The 16,405-nt window shown below is 71.7% G+C and carries 15 protein-coding genes and 1 pseudogene; 11 read left to right on the top strand and 5 right to left on the bottom strand.

Going from position 1 to position 16,405, the window contains the following annotated elements; genetic code table 11:
• Positions 1–133 precede the first annotated feature (133 nt).
• The 6 genes from ACLB9X_RS07300 (at position 134) to ACLB9X_RS07275 (ending at position 4,715) form a co-directional block, all read left to right on the top strand.
• Positions 134–1,204 carry a FecCD family ABC transporter permease gene (locus ACLB9X_RS07300; protein WP_410359417.1) on the top strand — a complete coding sequence of 357 codons (1,071 nt, stop codon included), beginning with the start codon at positions 134–136 and terminating at the stop codon, positions 1,202–1,204.
• Positions 1,201–2,250: a FecCD family ABC transporter permease gene (locus ACLB9X_RS07295; protein WP_410359416.1), complete on the top strand. Its 1,050-nt coding sequence runs from the start codon at positions 1,201–1,203 to the stop codon at positions 2,248–2,250. Before ACLB9X_RS07300 ends, ACLB9X_RS07295 begins: the two co-directional genes overlap by 4 nt.
• 1 nt (position 2,251) lies before the next feature.
• Positions 2,252–3,073, top strand: coding sequence for an ABC transporter ATP-binding protein (locus ACLB9X_RS07290; protein ID WP_410359415.1), 822 nt, complete (start codon positions 2,252–2,254; stop codon positions 3,071–3,073).
• A 312-nt stretch (positions 3,074–3,385) separates the two neighbouring features.
• Positions 3,386–3,850 (top strand): SRPBCC family protein, encoded by a 465-nt coding sequence (locus tag ACLB9X_RS07285; RefSeq protein WP_410359414.1) that lies wholly within the window; start codon positions 3,386–3,388, stop codon positions 3,848–3,850.
• Complete coding sequence (locus tag ACLB9X_RS07280; protein ID WP_410359413.1) at positions 3,847–4,185, top strand: ArsR/SmtB family transcription factor; 339 nt, start codon at positions 3,847–3,849, stop codon at positions 4,183–4,185. The genes ACLB9X_RS07285 and ACLB9X_RS07280 overlap by 4 nt, the downstream gene beginning before the upstream one ends.
• Positions 4,186–4,274: 89 nt before the next feature.
• Complete coding sequence (locus tag ACLB9X_RS07275; protein ID WP_410359412.1) at positions 4,275–4,715, top strand: SRPBCC family protein; 441 nt, start codon at positions 4,275–4,277, stop codon at positions 4,713–4,715.
• Between the two features lie 109 nt (positions 4,716–4,824).
• On the opposite strand, the pseudogene ACLB9X_RS07270 reads toward ACLB9X_RS07275, so the two are convergent.
• Positions 4,825–5,438 (bottom strand): annotated as a pseudogene (locus ACLB9X_RS07270) (PAS domain-containing protein); the annotation flags it as partial.
• A 269-nt stretch (positions 5,439–5,707) separates the two neighbouring features.
• Here ACLB9X_RS07270 and ACLB9X_RS07265 point away from each other — a divergent pair.
• A complete protein-coding gene (locus ACLB9X_RS07265; RefSeq protein WP_410359411.1) occupies positions 5,708–7,795 on the top strand; it encodes a SpoIIE family protein phosphatase in 2,088 nt (695 codons plus the stop codon).
• Between the two features lie 16 nt (positions 7,796–7,811).
• On the opposite strand, the gene ACLB9X_RS07260 is transcribed toward ACLB9X_RS07265, so the two are convergent.
• Entirely contained in the window at positions 7,812–8,147 is a 336-nt protein-coding gene (locus ACLB9X_RS07260) for a YnfA family protein (protein WP_410359410.1), read from the bottom strand.
• 57 nt (positions 8,148–8,204) lie between these two features.
• Positions 8,205–8,873, bottom strand: coding sequence for a TetR/AcrR family transcriptional regulator (locus ACLB9X_RS07255; protein ID WP_410359409.1), 669 nt, complete (start codon positions 8,871–8,873; stop codon positions 8,205–8,207).
• 112 nt (positions 8,874–8,985) lie between these two features.
• Here ACLB9X_RS07255 and ACLB9X_RS07250 point away from each other — a divergent pair, with 112 nt between their 5' ends.
• The 4 genes from ACLB9X_RS07250 (at position 8,986) to ACLB9X_RS07235 (ending at position 14,639) form a co-directional block, all read left to right on the top strand.
• Positions 8,986–9,543: an NAD(P)H-dependent oxidoreductase gene (locus tag ACLB9X_RS07250; RefSeq protein WP_410359408.1), complete on the top strand. Its 558-nt coding sequence runs from the start codon at positions 8,986–8,988 to the stop codon at positions 9,541–9,543.
• Positions 9,544–10,275: 732 nt separating this feature from the next.
• On the top strand, positions 10,276–11,919 hold the full coding sequence (locus tag ACLB9X_RS07245) for an amino acid--tRNA ligase-related protein (protein WP_410359407.1): 1,644 nt from the start codon (positions 10,276–10,278) through the stop codon (positions 11,917–11,919).
• A gap of 84 nt (positions 11,920–12,003) precedes the next feature.
• Positions 12,004–13,350 (top strand): MFS transporter, encoded by a 1,347-nt coding sequence (locus ACLB9X_RS07240; protein ID WP_410359406.1) that lies wholly within the window; start codon positions 12,004–12,006, stop codon positions 13,348–13,350.
• On the top strand, positions 13,347–14,639 hold the full coding sequence (locus tag ACLB9X_RS07235; protein WP_410359405.1) for an acetyl-CoA carboxylase biotin carboxylase subunit family protein: 1,293 nt from the start codon (positions 13,347–13,349) through the stop codon (positions 14,637–14,639). Before ACLB9X_RS07240 ends, ACLB9X_RS07235 begins: the two co-directional genes overlap by 4 nt.
• A gap of 65 nt (positions 14,640–14,704) precedes the next feature.
• Here ACLB9X_RS07235 and ACLB9X_RS07230 read toward each other — a convergent pair whose 3' ends face one another.
• Positions 14,705–16,033: a pyridoxal phosphate-dependent aminotransferase gene (locus ACLB9X_RS07230; RefSeq protein ID WP_410359404.1), complete on the bottom strand. Its 1,329-nt coding sequence runs from the start codon at positions 16,031–16,033 to the stop codon at positions 14,705–14,707.
• A 136-nt stretch (positions 16,034–16,169) separates the two neighbouring features.
• A complete protein-coding gene (locus ACLB9X_RS07225) occupies positions 16,170–16,343 on the bottom strand; it encodes a hypothetical protein (RefSeq protein ID WP_410359403.1) in 174 nt (57 codons plus the stop codon).
• Positions 16,344–16,405 lie beyond the last annotated feature (62 nt).

The raw sequence follows: 16,405 nt of genomic DNA, 5'->3' as shown, positions 1-16,405 counted from the left end.
CTCCCATATACGGACTGACGCTTAGGTAAGGCTTACCTATGAGGGGCGCTGTGAGAATAGCGCCTGTCCGCGGCTCGATCCAGGCGGTGGGGGGGCGTACACACAACCGTTAGGCATGCCTTACCTTGTGCAGGTGTCTGTGAAGCCCGTCGCCGAAGAGGTGGCCGCCGCGCCCCCGCCCGCCCCACCACCTCACCAGCCCCCACGAGTTGCGGCACGCGCCGTCGTCACGGGCATCCTCGTGGTCGCGCTCGTCGCCGCCGCCTGTGCCTCGCTCGCCATCGGCACCAAGTCCGTCCCGCTCTCCGACGTCCTGCACGCGATCGGCGGCGGAACGGACGGCGACGCGGTCGTCGTGCGCGAACTGCGCATGCCCCGCACATTCCTGGGCCTCCTCGTCGGGCTGGCGCTCGGCGCCGCCGGAGCCGTCGCCCAGGACATCACCCGCAATCCGCTGGGCGACCCCGGACTCATCGGCATCAGCGCGGGTGGGGCGTTCGCCGTCGCGGCCGGCATCGGCGCGTTCGGACTGACCAGTTCGTACGAGTACATATGGTTCGCCTTTCTCGGCGGGGCGCTGGCGGGCCTGATCGCCTACGCCGTCGGCGGCACCGGATACGGCGGCGCCACTCCCGCCAAGCTCGCTCTGGCCGGCGCGGCCGTGACCGTGCTCCTCGACGCCGGCACCAACACACTGGTCCTGCTCGACGTCCGCACCCTGGACCAGTACCGGTTCTGGGCCGTCGGCTCGCTCGCCGGACGGGACGCGCAACTCGGTCTGGAACTCCTGCCGTTCGTCGTCGCCGGACTGCTGCTCGCGATCGGACTCAGCGGCCGGCTCAACGCCCTCGCCCTCGGCGACGACCTCGCCACCACCCTTGGCACCCGTGTGCGGACCACCCGCGCCCTCGGCGCCCTCGCGGTCATCCTGCTCACGGGTGCCGCCGTCGCCGCGGCGGGGCCCGTCACCTTCATCGGCCTGGTCGTCCCCCACGTCGTACGGGCGTTCACCGGGCCCGACGCCCGCTGGCTGGTGCCCTGTTCGGCGCTCGGCGGCGCCACACTGATGCTCACCGCCGACGTCGTCGGGCGCATGGTGGCCCGCCCCGGCGAACTCGAGGCAGGAGTGGTCACCGCGCTGCTCGGCGCCCCGTTCCTCGCCGCACTCGTCAAGCGCGGCAAGCTCAGGGAGCACACCCGATGAGCACCCTGCGCATGGAAATCGGCCCCTTCGGCACGGCCCTGCGCCTGCGGGTGGCCCTCACCGTCGTCGGGCTGGTCCTGGTGGGCTTCACGGGCCTGGTCGCCTCGGTGTCCCTCGGCACGTACGCCATACCCGTCGACGAGGTCATGAGGACCGTCCTCGGCACCGGCGGCACCGACCTGATCATCCATCAGCTCCGGCTGCCCCGCGCCCTCACGGCCCTCCTGGTCGGAGCCGCGTTCGGCCTGGCGGGCGCGGTCTACCAGGCCGTCACCCGCAACCCGCTCGCCAGCCCCGACCTCATCGGCATCTCGGCGGGGGCCGGCGTCGGCGCGGTGGGCGCCATCCTGATCGGCGGTGTCACGGCCGCCGGTGCCGGCACGTTCGGCGCGGTTCCGTTCGGCGCCCTGGTCGGCTCGCTGCTCACCTCCGCCGCCATCTATCTGCTGGCCTTCCGGGACGGCACCATCACCGGCTATCGCTTCGTGCTCGTCGGTATCGCCGCGAACGGCGCGCTCGTCGCCCTCACCCGCTGGATGCTCGCCCGCGCCGACATCGACCAGGCGTCCCGGGCGATGGTCTGGCTCACCGGCAGTCTCAACGGTCGCGGCTACGAGCACGTCCAGTGGGCCGGACTCGCCCTGGCCCTGCTGTTGCCGCTGACCGTGGCGCTGGCCCGCCCGTACCAACTGCTCCAGTACGACGACGACACCGCACGCAGTCTCGGCGTCCCGCTGCGGCACGCACGCATCGCGCTGCTCGTCCTCGCCACCTGCCTGACCGCCCTGGCCACCTCTGCGGCCGGCCCCATCGCCTTCATCGCTCTCGGCGCGCCGCAGATCGCCCGCCGTCTCGCGGGCACGCCCGGGGTCCCGATGGTGTGCAGCGCGCTGACCGGCGCGGTCCTCCTCATCCTCGCCGACATCGGGGCGCGGACCTTCCTGGCGCCGACGGAACTGCCCGTCGGCGTGCTCACCGGGGCCGTCGGCGCCCCCTACCTGCTGCTGCTCCTCGCCCGTACCAACCGGGCCGGAAAGGGAGGCTGACATGACCTCACAGCTCACCGAAGCCGTCGCCGCCCTGAACGGCACCTCCCTGCGCCTCGGCTACGGAGACCGCGTCGTCGCCGAGGATCTCGACCTGTCCATCCCGGCAGGCCGGGTCACCGCTCTCGTCGGCCCCAACGCCTGCGGCAAGTCCACCGCCCTGCGCGCCCTCGCCCGGCTGCTGAAGCCGGCCGGCGGCACCGTCCACCTGGACGGCGAGGACATCGCCGGCATGTCGGCCCGCAACTTCGCGCTGCGCCTCTCCCTGCTCCCGCAGGCCCCCAGCGCCCCCGACGGAATCACCGTCCGCGACCTGGTGGCCCGCGGCCGCACCCCGCACCAGCGCTGGTGGCGCCAGTGGTCCTCCTCCGACGAGGCGGCCGTCGACGCCGCCCTGTCGGCCACGGGAGCGGCCGACCTGGCGACCCGGTCCATCGACGAACTCTCCGGCGGCCAGCGGCAGCGCGTCTGGATCGCCATGGCCCTGGCCCAGGACACACCAGTGCTGCTCCTGGACGAGCCGACGACCTACCTGGACCTGGCTCACCAGGTCGACGTCCTCGAACTCGTCGCGGGACTCAACCGCACCGACGGCCGGACGGTGGTGATGGTCCTCCACGAGCTGAACCTCGCCTGCCGCTACGCCGACCACCTCATCGCCATGCGCGACGGCCGCGTCGTCGCCGCCGGCGCCCCCTCGGACATCGTCACCCCGGAGCTGGTCCAGGAGGTCTTCGGCCTCCGCGCCGCGGTCATCGCCTGCCCCGTGGCCGGCACCCCCCTGGTCGTTCCGCAAGGCGGCCGCCGGGCCGAGCCCGTGTGACACCCCGTCGTGGTGGCCGTCGCCGCGACGGCCGGGATCCTCGTCGTACGCGGCCGGTCGCGAGTACCCCGCAGGCGCGGCCGGCTCCGAACGAGCACCTTGCCGGTCGCCGTCCGGGACGATCCTCACCGCGGCTGACCGAAGCGTCCCACCGGCTCCGGCGCGCATCCGCCGTGCGCGCCGGAGCCGGACTCGAGCATGCAGTCGACAGCGGTCGCCGACCACCCCTAAGAGCAACCAAAGGTTGCACATTCCGAAGCGTCGACCTAGACTCATAAGCAACCAAAGGTTGCGAGAGGGAAGGGCGGCGGGATGGAGTACGGCAGCATCGAGCGGGAGATCCGTATCGACGCCACGCCCGAGGTGGTCTACGCGGTCGTCAGCAGGCCCGAACACCTCCGGGAGTGGTGGCCGGACGAAGCAGAGCTCGAGCCGGTGCCGGGCGCCACCGGGGTCATCTCGTTCGGGGACGGGACCACGCAGGAGGCGACGGTCGTACCGGTCACGGTGGTGGAGGCCGACCCGCCCCGCCGGTTCTCCTTCCGGTGGGTGTACGACGAGGGTGAGGACGCGACGCCGGCCAACTCGCTCCTGGTGACCTTCGAGCTGGTCCCCTCGGGTGCCGGCACGCTGCTGCGCCTCACCGAGGCGGGCTTCCGGGAGAAGGGCTGGGAGGCGGCCGTGCTCGAGGAGCAGTACCGCGACCACGTCTCCGGCTGGGACCACTTCCTGCCCCGCCTCGTCACGTACGTCGCCCGGCTGGTGTCGACGCCATGAGCGTCACCGTCGACGACGAGCTCTGGTCGGCGGTGGGGGACCCGACCCGGCGCCGGATGCTCGACCTGCTGCTGACCGCCGGCGGCGGGACGGCGACCACGCTGAGCGAGCGGCTGCCGGTCACGCGGCAGGCGGTCGCCAAACACCTCGGCGTACTCCACCGGGTCGGACTGGTCCACGTCACGCCGTCCGGACGTGAGCGGCTCTACGAGGTCGACGAGGCCCAGCTCGCCCGCGCGGTCGCGCAGTTGTCGTCGGTCGGGGCCGCGTGGGACGCCCGGCTGCAGCGCATCAAGCGGATCGCCGAGGCGATCCAGCGCAGCCAAGAGGGCTGACCGCTCACGAACGAACGCCGCCGCATCCGTCGGCGGCGCCGATGAACCGCGCCGGAATGCCGGCGCCTGCACGAGGAGGAGGCATCGAGATGGTGGACATCCTGCACAGGATCGGAGACACGTCGTCTCCCGACGCCGTCTACGCGGCCTTGACCACGGTCGAAGGGCTGGCGGGCTGGTGGACGCAGGACACGGACGGCGACGCCGATGCCGGGGGGGTCATCCGGTTCCGTTTCGAGCCCGGCGGGTTCGACATGAAGGTCCTGGAGGCTCAGCCCGCCGAGCGCGTGGTCTGGGAGGTCGTCGACGGCCCCGAGGAGTGGCTCGGCACGCAGATCCGCTTCGAGCTCAAGCGGGAGGACGGCTTCACGATCGTGTTGTTCCGGCACGAGGGCTGGAAGGAGCCGGTGGAGTTCATGTACCACTGCAGCACCAAGTGGGCGACCTTCCTGATGAGCCTCAAGAAGCTGGTGGAAACCGGCACGGGCGAGCCCGCACCGCACGACGTCAAGATCAGCAACTGGCACTGAGGCCATGTCCCTGATGTCCTGGCGGCTTCGGGATCCCGCATCTCGAAGCCGCGGGTCACAGGGTTCTGGCCTCAAGATGTCGGCGTTCGGAGGTCATGGCCGTCCGCGCGCTCACTCCGGCGCCGGTCGCCAGCACCTTGCGCATCAGTCCCTCGATGGTGTCCGTCTGCAGCCCGGGCAGCAGCTCGCTCAGCCGTCGCCCCAGCCGCTGCTCACGGGGCACGCCGCCGAAGCGCTCCAGGGTGTCGTTCAGCCACACGTAGCGCAGCTGCGCGTCCATCACCGCCATGCCGACCGGCGAGCGGGTCAGGAACCCGTCGAGGACGGACTGGCCCACCGTCCACTGCTGCCTCTGCTCCCGTGCCGAGACCAGGAAGCACTCGTCTCCGCCGATCCGGAAGGACGCGGAGACCCGCAGGTAGACGTCGATGCTGCCGCCGTCACGGTGCGTACGGGAATGAGACCGCTCCACCCCATTCCGCCGCGGCACCGCTCCGCGATGCCGGCCACTCGCACCGGATCGCCTGGCATCGCCAGCAGACAGGCGGCGGAGCCGCCGACGACCTCCTGCGCCGGGCAGCCGAGGAGTTCCTCGGCACCTCGGGTCCAGCCGACCACGACGCCGTTCGCGGACACCACCGCGGCCGCGTCGGTGGACGCGTCGAAGAGATCGCGCGGCCCTGCGGAGGCCGGCACCTTGGCACCTTTTCGCGCAGGATCCATTGCTTCCATCCTCTACACGACTATGTTCCTGCTTGTCCGCCCGATGTGCACGGTCCCGGCGGGTTGCCCTCGGCGGGCCGTCCGCTCCGGCCGCAGGGGAGCCGCCGCGCAGCGCCGCGCCTCTTGCTCCGCGGGACGGGCCGACGTGCCGGGTTGGGCAAGGCAGACGGCCGGGGGCAGCATGGAAGTGCCGGTGTCAGAACCCAGGTGTGCGCCGATGGGCCCGAAGCCGGCACGTTCTGCCGGCCGGTGGAGGAGGAGGACCTGGGATGACATCCGAATCCTTCCGGTCCGACGGTGATTTCCGGTCCGACGGTGAGGAGTACAGCGCCGAGCCGCCGCCCCGGCCGACCGGCCTGCTGGACGTGCTGAGTGTTGCGGCGGTGGTCGTCGACGCCGACGGGCGCATCGTGTTCTGGACCCCTCAGGCCGGTGAGCTCTTCGGCTACACCGCGGAGGAAGCGCTCGGCAAGTACGCGGCGCGGCTCCTTGTCCACCCCGAGCATCTGCAGGCCGTGGTGAGTCTGTTCGCGGAGGTGATGGAGACCGGCCGGAGCTGGGCCGGCGCCTTTACCGTCCAGCACAAGGACGGCAGCTGCCGCCTCGTGGAGTTCCGCAACATGCGGCTGCTGGACGAACTCGGAGACGTCTACGCCCTGGGCATCGCAGCGGACCACGCCCTGCTCCAGCGGGTCGAGACCGATCTGGCCCTGTGCGAGCGGCTGATCAACCAGTCCCCGATCGGTCTGGCCCTCATGGACCCCGACCTGCGGTACCTCCTGGTCAACCCGGCACTGGAACGCATCGACGGCATACCCGCCGAGGACCACGTCGGCCGTCACCTCAGGGAGACGCTGCCCTTCCCCGACATCGACACCATCGAGTCCGCACTGCGTCAGGTGCTCACCACCGGCACCCCGCTGCTCGACCAGTACCACGTGGGCCGCCCACCGGCCGACCCCGACCACGAGCACGCCTGGTCGCTCTCCTTCTACCGGCTGGAGGACCCCGGCGGGCGGGTCCTGGGCGCCGCCACCTCGGTCGTCGACGTCACCGAGCGGCACCGTGCGGCCGCCGAGGCCGACCGCGCCCGGCGCCGCCTGGCCCTCATCGCCGACGCCTCCACCCGTGTCGGCACCACGCTGGAGGTCGAGCAGACCGCCCAGGAACTGGCCGAGATCGCCGCCCCCGCGCTCGCCGACGTGGTCGCCGTGGACGTCCTCGATTCCGCTCTGGCCTGCCGCACCACGCGCAGACCGGACAACGGCCCGGAACTCTTCCGCGCCCTCGCCCTCAAGGCGGCGTACCCCACCGTGGCCCTGAACGCCGCCGACCCTCCCGGTGACCTCGCCGCCTACGACGGCGACCGCCTGGTCACCTTGTGCGTCCACACCGGGCGACCGGTGCTGGTGCGCCACGTCGGCGACCGCGATCTGGCACGCATCGGCCGTGACGCCGAGGCCACCGCGCTCCTGGCCCGCGCCGGCGTCCACTCCTATCTCGCCGTGCCGTTGATCGCCCACGGCGAGGTGCTCGGCGCTCTCGACCTCAAGCGCACCCGCAATCCGCTCCCGTTCGACGAGGACGACGTCGTCCTGGCCAGTGAGCTGGCCGGCCGCGCCGCCGTGGCCATCGACAACGCCCGCTGGTTCCAGAGCGTGCGCAACACGGCCCTCACCCTCCAGCGCAGTCTGCTGCCCGACCACCCGCCTCACCACACCGGACTGGATCTCGCCTCCCGCTACCAGCCCGCCCAGGCCACCAGCGAAGTAGGCGGCGACTGGTACGACGTCATCCCCCTGAGCGACGACAAGACCGCTCTGGTCGTCGGCGACGTCATGGGCAACGGCATCGACGCCGCCGCCACCATGGGCCGGCTGCGCACCGCCACCTGCGCCTACGCGGAACTCGACCTCGACCCGGGCGCCGTGCTCCAGCACCTGGACAAGATCACCTGCGACCTGGAGCACTACATCGTGACCTGCCTCTACGCCGTGTACGACCCCCACACGAGGCAGTGCCGCATCGCCAACGCAGGCCACATGCCGCCCGCGCTGGCCCGCCCCGGCCACGCCCCCGCGCTGCTCGAACTGCCCCCCGGAGTGCCGCTCGGCGTCGGCGGCATCCCGTTCGAGACCACCACGGCCGACCTCGGCCCGGGCGACCTGCTGGTCCTCTACACCGACGGCCTCGTCGAGACCCGGCACCACTCCATCGACGACCGCCTGAACGTCCTGCTCGGCTTCCTCGACGAACCCGACCGGCCCCTGGAGGAGATCTGCGACCTCCTGCTGTACGGCCTGCGCCACCCCGACGACCACGACGACGTCGCCCTCCTCGCCGCCCGGGCCCGGTAGGCCGAGGCGGCGGGCCTCAGCCGCCGCGCGGCGCGTACATGATCACCGCCATTCCGGCGAGGCAGATCAGCGCGCCCACGACGTCGAAGCGGTCGGGGCGGTAGCCGTCGGCGACCATGCCCCAGGCGATCGATCCGGCGACGAAGGTGCCGCCGTACGCGGCGAAGACGCGCCCGAAGTTCGCGTCCGTCTGGAGCGTGGCGACGAATCCGTAGAGACCGAGCGCGATCACGCCTGCTCCGATCCAGATCCACCCGCGGTGTTCCCGCACCCCCTGCCACACCAGCCACGCGCCGCCGATCTCGAAGAGGGCGGCGACGGCGAACAGGGCGATGGAGCGGGCGACGAGCACGGGCGGTACGTCCTTCGGTAGTGCTTCTTGATCGGCGGGCGTGACGGCCGCCGCAGGTCAGCGGGGCGGTGCCAGGCGGTCGACCAGCGTGTGCCAGCCCGCCTCCAGGCGGTCGAGCGGCATTCCCCGTCCGACGACCAGGTGGTGGACCAGGGCGGTGTCGAGAGAGCCGAGCAGCGTGTGCGCGATCAGTTCGGCGTCGCCGGACGCACCCGTCTCGCGCAGCAGCATCGTGACGTGCGTCAGGCGCAGCCGTGCCGCCGGCACGCGGTACGGGCGGACCGGATCCGTCCGGGCGGCCAGGATCACCTCGTGGTGGTCGCGCTCGTGACGCAGCACGGCCGGTCCGAAGGCGTGCAGGCGCTCGGCGGCCGGGGCGCCCGGGCCGAGCGGCGGCGGGCCGGACAGGAACGCGGCCTGGAGCTGCTGCTCGCGGTGGTCGAGCAGGGCCAGGAACAGGCCGGCCCGGTCGCCGAACCGCCGGAACACGGTGCCCTTGCCGACTCCGGCCGCGGCAGCCAGGGCTTCCATGGTCAGATTCGCGGCCCCGCACTCCGCGAGCAGTCCCGAGGCGGCCTCCAGGAGCCGTGTGCGGTTGCGGGCCGCGTCCGCGCGCAGGGGCTGCGGCGCGCCGGGCGGAGCGAGGGCGGAACCGGTCGCAGCGATCACGCCCTCGGCGTCGGCGTCGGGCGGGAGGAGGGGCAGGGACGGGAAGCGGCCGGTCATGGCCCCAGCGTAGCCCGGAACGGCGAGAAGTGGACCGCAGTCCGGATAACTGGTACAACATTGAACCGGACCTCGGTCCGGTTTACCGTCCCCCGTGGCATCAGGAGTTCCCATGTCCGTTCGCATCCTCGCCCTGGTCGGCAGCCTCCGCGCCGGCTCGCACAACCGCCGTCTCGCCGAGGCCGCCGTCAAGCACGCGCCCGAGGGCGTCGACATCGAGATCTTCGAGGGGCTCGCGGACGTGCCCTTCTACAACGAGGACATCGACGTCGAGGGCTCCGTACCGGCCGCCGCCGCGGTCCTGCGCGAGGCCGCCGGCCGCGCCGACGCCCTCCTGCTGTTCACGCCCGAGTACAACGGCACCATGCCCGCCGTCCTGAAGAACGCGATCGACTGGCTGTCCCGCCCGTACGGCGCCGGGGCCATCTCCGGCCGGCCGGTGGCGGTCGTCGGCACCGCGTTCGGCCAGTACGGCGGTGTCTGGGCGCACGACGAGGCCCGCAAGGCCGCCGGTATCGCGGGCGCCGCGGTCCTGGAGGACGTCAAGCTGTCCATCCCCGGCTCCGTGACGCGCTTCGCCGAGACCCACCCGGCCGACGACGCCGAGGTGGTGACCTCCCTGACCGAGGTCCTCAAGCAGGTGACCGCGCAGGCCGCCGCGGCGGCCTGATCCCCGCCGCCCCGGCGGCACCGTGGCACCCGTGCCGCGTGTGACGCCGGGGCGCGCTTTTCCACGGGCCGCCACTGGGCCCTGACGTCGCGTCACCTGCCGCACGCCGCGGACCGCGCCCCTGACCCGGCCCACGGCCAGACCCCTCGCCCGCATGCCGCGGACCGCCGGTACGCAGCGCCCTGCACCTGACCCGGCCCACCGCCTGACCGACGTCGCCCGCATGCCGCGGACCGCCGGTACGCAGCGCCCTGCACCTGACCCGGCCCACCGCCTGACCGACGTCGCCCGCATGCCGCGGACCGCCGGTACGCAGCACCCGGCCCTGACCCGGCCCACCGCCTGACCGACGTCGCCCGCATGCCGGGGAAGTCCGGCAGCATCCACACCGTGTGGCGCCCGAGGGCGGACCAGCGTCGGCACGTCGCGCCACGGGCTGCGCGCGCACCGCGCCTCGCCGCCGGGGCGGCAGGACCTGTTCGTCCACTCCAGGGGTCCTGCCACGCCCCGTCACCCAGCCAAAGACGACCGTTTGCGGTGCCCGCGGTGAACCACCGAAGGCTGGCCGCGTACCGCACTGCGAAAAGTCCACCGGCTCGCGCCCGAACGGCCGCCGGAAACCTGATGAAGTCACCCGGCACGCGTTCGCGGCCAAGTGACCGCCCCCCTACCGTCTTTCGCATACTCGGCGGCCAAACAATTGGCTGCTCGGCGCCAGATGGGGGAAATCACATGGCTCCGCCATCCGAACTCCTCGACGTCAGCAATGACGCCGGGGTGTGCGGGCGAATTCTGGAACTCCTCGAGTCCGAGGGAGCACGATTCCGGCTGCTGCGCCACGCACCGGAGGGCCGTACGGACGTCGCGAGCCGACTGCGCGGACACCCGTTGGACCAGGCCGCCAAATGCATCGTGGTCCGCGTGAAGATCACGAAACGCAGCAGCCGTTACGTCCTCGCCGTCGTCCCCGGCGACCGGCTCGTGGACCTGGAGGGCGTCCGGCGCCTCTACGGCGGCAAGGACGTCTCCTTCGCGCAGCGCGACACCGCCGAGGAGCTGGCGGGAGCGGTGTGCGGCTCGATCACGCCGTTCTCGTTCCACCCCGACCTCGAAGCGGTGGTGGACCCGGAACTGCTGCGCCAGGAGGAGATCTTCTTCAACGCGGCCCGGCTCGACCTTTCCGTCGCGCTGAATTCCGAGGATTACGTCTCGATCGCCCGGCCGCGTATCGCCGCGGTCGCCCTGAACGCTACCGATGCATTCGCTGATCACCGTCGATCACCGCTGAACTGGAGTGGAAGCATGACGATTCTGGACACCACGACGACTACCTCCGTCAAGCCCGCGGCCGTCCGGCCGCCGAACGCGTGGGGAAATGAGCCCGGCGAATTCCTGAGGGCTCTCAATTCGCCGTGGTACAAGCTCGTGGCCGATCTTCAGGATCTGATACACCGCACCACCGTCGAGTACGCGACGTCGCGGGGGCTCAAAGCGCTCTACCTGCCGCTGACGGTCCGCACCATCACGTGCCCGACCGGCCTCGGCAGCGACTCCGAGCCCGTACCGGTCACGGTGAACGGTGTCGACACGTACCTGCCGGACTCGAACCAGTTCATGCTCGAGTACGGCATGCGCCTCGCGCCCGGCGGCTGCTACAACATCATGCCGTCGTTCCGCGGCGAGGAGCCGGACACGACGCACCTGAACCAGTACAGCCACAGCGAGGCGGAGATCCCCGGCGGCATCGACGAGCTGATCGACTACGTCGAGGGGTACGTCAAGGCGCTGGCCGCGGACGTCCTGGAGGCGTACGGCGACCGCATCGCGGCCGCCGCCGGCGACACCTCGCACCTCAGCCGCATGGCCGAGTACAAGGGCCACTTCCCGCGGATCACCTTCGAGGAGGCGGTCTCGCTCCTGCAGGGCGAGGAGGGCTGCGTCCGCGACGAGGGCACCTGGCGCACGCTGACCCGCCGCGGCGAGCACAAGCTGATGGAGATGGTCAACGAGTTCATGTGGGTCACCCACTTCGACCACCTGTCGGTGCCCTTCTACCAGGCCTTCGGCGACGAGGAGCAGCGCACCGCGGCCAACGCGGACCTGTTCTTCGGCATGGGCGAGGTCGTCGGCTCCGGTGAGCGCCACTCCGACGCCGAGCAGATCCGCAAGGCGCTGGAGATGCACCAGGTGCCCGAGCGCGACTACGCCTGGTACGCCGAGATGAAGCAGGAACTGCCCATGCGGACCTCCGGTTTCGGGATGGGCCTCGAGCGGTTCCTGATGTGGGTCCTCAACCACGACGACATCCGGGACATCCCGCTGGTGTCGCGGGTGGGCGAGGACAAGAAGTGGCCGGAGAGCGTCCACCGCCCGTGACCGCCGCTTCAGCTGTGTGACAGCGGGGCCCGCAGCGCGCCGACGCCGGCGGGCCCCGTCCGCACGCCTACCGAGGACCGTGCCATGGGCGTCTACCTGAACCGCAACTTCCTTCTGTCCTACGTCGCGTCGTTCGTCTCGCTGTTCGGCTCGAAGCTGCTGATGATCTCGTACGTGGCGTTCGTCTACGGCGAGACCGGCAGTGCCACACTCGCGTCGGCGGTCTTCGCGGCCGACTGGATCGCGAACCTGTTCGTCGGCCTGCTCGCCACCCGGTCCATCGACCGTGCCGACGCGCGCAGGCTCCTCGTGCTGCTGAACGTGGTGGCAGCCGCCGTCACCCTGCTGTTCCTGGCCGCGCTGTCGCCCCGGATGTTCCCGCTCGCCGTCGGCGTGGTGTTCGCCCGCGCGCTCCTCAACAGCGCGGTGAACGCGGCCCGGGTCAAGGCGCTGGTGCAGTTCTTCGACGAGGAGCAGACCGACACCTACTCGACGGTCTTCAACTCCAGTCTCTTCCTGGCCATCGCCGCGGCCGGCGCGGTGGGCAGCTTCGTCCTCCGCTTCGTCGACCTGCGCACGGTCGTGCTCCTCGACGTGGTGACGTTCCTGCTGTCGGCCGTGCTGTTCGCGCTGGTGCGGCCCAACCGGCAGCGCATCGAGGCGGCACGGCGGGAGAGCGCCGGAGCGGCGGAGAACGTCGTCGCCAACCTGCGCTCGGCCGCCGTGCTCATCGCCCGCAGCCCGGTGATCTCCTCCGCGTTCTTCTACATCGTTCTCGCGGTCACCGCCCTCCAGGCAACGTACGAGGTGCTGATCACCGCGGTGCCCGAGCTCTGGTTCGACATGGGCCCGTCCGGGATGGCGGTCTTCTTCACTGCCGAGTGGCTCGCCGTGTTCGCGGGCGTCTTCGTCTACCAGTACCTGAGCCGGCGCGGGATGGTGCCGGAACACCTCCAGGCGCGTCTCACCGTGGCCCTCGTCGGCTTCGCCGCCCTCATGTACGCGCTCCTGCCGCTGGCGCGCGGCGGCCTCGGTCCGGCGCTCGCGGTGTTCGTGCTGCTGGTCTGCGCCGGTGAGGTCGTCTGGGCGCACCAGTACAAGCGGCTGATCGCCCACTCCCCCGACAGCCGGGTGTCCTCGGTGGTCGGGCTGCTGACGGCCGTCTACTACAGCCTCATGGCGCTGGCCGGCTTCGCCTTCTCGCTCGGCATGGACACCATCGGCGTCGAATGGGCCATCGGCATCGACGTGGCCGTGATCGTGCTGCTCGTCGCGGGCTGGGAGTACGCCGCCCTGCGCCGCCGGCAGCGCACCGCCCCCGGCTCCCCTAAGGCCCCCTCACCCCGTCCCGCGGGCACCCTGCCCGCCCGCACGCTCGCATCGGTGACCGCCCCGGCCGCGGGGCGTCCCACGAAGGAGGAAACGGCATGACCGCCGCCGACCCGGCCCCCGCGCACGCCGCACCGCACACCGCCGTGTTCATCGGCACCCGGGGCCTCGAGGCGTTCGACCCCGCCCTGTTCGAGGACCCGGAGTCCGTACGGCTCGTCGGGATCTTCTCCGCGCCCGATGCCGCCGCCCACCTCACCGACGCCTGGCACGGCTGGTTCGACGAGGTCCATGTCGTGCCGACGGCGGAGGCCGACCCGTCGCCGCTCCTCACCCCGCAGATCGACGTGGCCGCGGGGACGGAGATCGTCGCCGCGCTGCTGGCGGGAACGACCCGGGACCGGCTGACCGTCCACACGTACCTGGAGCAGAACGTGCTCGGCGCGGCGGAGATCCGGGAGCGGCTCGGGCTCTCGGGGCCGTATCCCGCCGACGTGATCCCCTTCCTCGACAAGCTGGAGATGAAGCGGCGGGTGGCGGCGGCGGGCGTGCGCGCGCCGGCGTTCGGCTCCTGGGAGCCGGAGCGCCACCGGGCGGGCGTGCGCGCCCACTTCGACCACATCACCGGCCGGGTCGGGCTGCCGTTCGTGCTCAAGCCGACCGACTCCGCGGGGTCCATCGGCGTCGTCACCGTGGCGGGCTACGACGACTTCTCGGCGCTTCCGGAGGACGGCGAGCTGGGGCGGGCGTACGAGTACGAGGAGTTCATCGACGGCCGCATCTACAGCGTCAACATCATCTCGGCGGCGGGCAGGACCGTCTTCGGCGGGGTCACCGAGTACCTGGTGAACTCGGCGGACGTGGCCGGCGGCCGCGTCAACGCCGACATCAACCTGCTCGACGACGACCCTCGCGTGGCGCGCATGGTCGCTTTCGCCGGCGAGGCCCTGGACGCCCTGGGCCGCCCGGACGGCGCCTCGCATCTGGAGCTGTTCCTCACCGGGGACGACGAGCTGGTGTTCCTGGAGGTCGGTGCCCGTTTCAAGGGCATGTCGGGGCTCGCCGCGATGCAACGCCACTACGGCGAGGCCCTCGTGAACGTCGCGTTCGGCGTCGAGAGCGGTGTCCGCAGCCGCCCGTGGGAGGGCGAGCAGGTGTACTGCTTCGACGCGTGCATGCCGTTGCGCGCGGGAGTGGTCGGCGGCCGGCTGGAGCCGGAGATCGACAGCTCGTACGAGATGCGGTGGACGGTGCGCCCCGGCGACCGGGTGGAGGGCACCTCGGACCTGGTGACGGTGGGCGGCACGTTCCTGGTGTGGAACCGTGACTTCGACGCGCTGTACCGGGACTTCAGGTCGCTGGCCGACTACCAGCCGTTCGCCTACGCGTAGGAGCGGTACGCGCCCCGGGCCCGTCGTCCGGCCGGACGACGGGCCTCGCCCGCTCCCCGGGGCGGTCAGCTCGGGGCGATCAGGCGGTCGACGGCGGCGGTGCCGGACGTGTAGCCCGCCGTCATGGCGCGGGCCGGGACGGCGGGCCGGTCGTCTCCGCCGGCCGGGGCGAGGCCCTGGGCGGCGACCGGCTGCTGGGCGAGGGCGAGCGGAGCGGCCTGCGCGAGCATGGGACGCACCGGCTCCGGCGGGGGCGCGGGCGCCTGGACCGGTATCTGCTGCCCGTACAGCACCTGTTCCATCGCCGAGACGAGCCGCACCACATCGGGGTCGGGGCGCACGACGAGGCGTACGAACCGGCTCGAGCTGCCGATCTTGTTGCCGCATTCGCGGATCAGGACGCCGTGCTCCGCGAGCAGCCGGTCGCGCAGGACCTGTCCGTCGGCGCCTTCCGGCAGGCGGACGTACACGAAGTTGCCCTGGGAGGGGTAGACGGTCAGGCCCGGCACCTGGGAGAGCCGCCAGATCATCTCCTGCCGGTCGCGGCACACCTGGCGCAGGCTCTGCGCGTACTCCGCGCGGTGCTCGGCCAGCATGAACACCACGGTCTCGGCGAAGGAGTTGATGTTCCACTTCGGCAGGGCGTTCCGGACGCGGCCGGCGAGGGCCGGGTTGGCCACCAGGTAGCCGAAGCGCACTCCGTGCAGACCGAAGTTCTTGCCGAGGCTGCGCAGCACGATCACGTTGGGCCGCAGCACGGCCTCGGCGGCGACGCTCGTCTCCTCGCCCGCGTCGGCGAATTCGAGGAACGACTCGTCGACGACGACCAGGTCGAGGTCCTGCAGCTGGTCGAGGAGGGACAGGACCTGGTGCTTGGACAGCAGCCCGCCGTCGGGGTTGTTGGGGTTGCAGACGACGGCGGCGCGCGAGCCTCTGCTCCGGACGAACTGCACGAAGGAGGATGGGTCGAGGGCGAACCCGCGCGCCTCCGGCAGGAGCAGCATGTCGACGCGCTTGCCGGTCTCCATGGGCTGGTCGGTCCAGCGGCCGAAGGTCGGTACGGGCACGGCGAGGGACTCGCGCACCAGCAGGTGGTCGATCCAGGTGATCAGTTCGGTGGAGCCGTTGCCCATGGCGACGGTCTGCGGGTTGAGGCCCAGCAGCCGGCAGAGCTCGCCGGTGATGGTGCCGGCGCTGCTCGGGTAGTAGGTGAGGATTTCCCGCAGGCGCCGGCCGAGTTCGTCGAACATGGCGGGGGTGGGGAAGTACGGGTTGCAGGGGATGCAGAAGTCGACGATCTCTCCGGCGCCGCCGCCCGCCCTGTTCAGGGAGAAGTAGGACGGGCTGTGCGCGGTGGACGCGCGGAACAGCGCGGTGACGTTGCTTCCGGCCAAGACGTGCCTCCCCTGCCTGCGGTCGGCCGCACGGATCGCACGACCGCCCACAGGTACGTCCACCGCGGTCCCGGCGTTCACCATGATCGGCGTCGGCACGCGAAATGCCGCCGGCCGGCACCACCGGCTGCCGCCGTCAGCCGCGCAGCCCAGTCGCCTCCAGGAAGTCGTCCTGCGCCTGCGCGTACCGCTTCCCGGCGGCGAGGAACGTGGCCCGGTCCGTCAGCCGGGTGGCCGCTGCTTGGGCAGCTGTCCGTCTCCCCGACCACGCCGGACCCGTCACCGCCGCCCTGGCCCGTGCGGTGGACATGCGACGCCCGCAGAAGAGACCGGAGGCACCCCCAACACGGCCGCTCCGACGTATCGTTGCGT

Source organism: Streptomyces sp. 5K101, from assembly GCF_046506645.1.
Taxonomy (GTDB): domain Bacteria; phylum Actinomycetota; class Actinomycetes; order Streptomycetales; family Streptomycetaceae; genus Streptomyces.
Note: the sequence above shows the minus strand (reverse complement) of the source record. Positions and strands in the feature narration are given on the sequence as shown.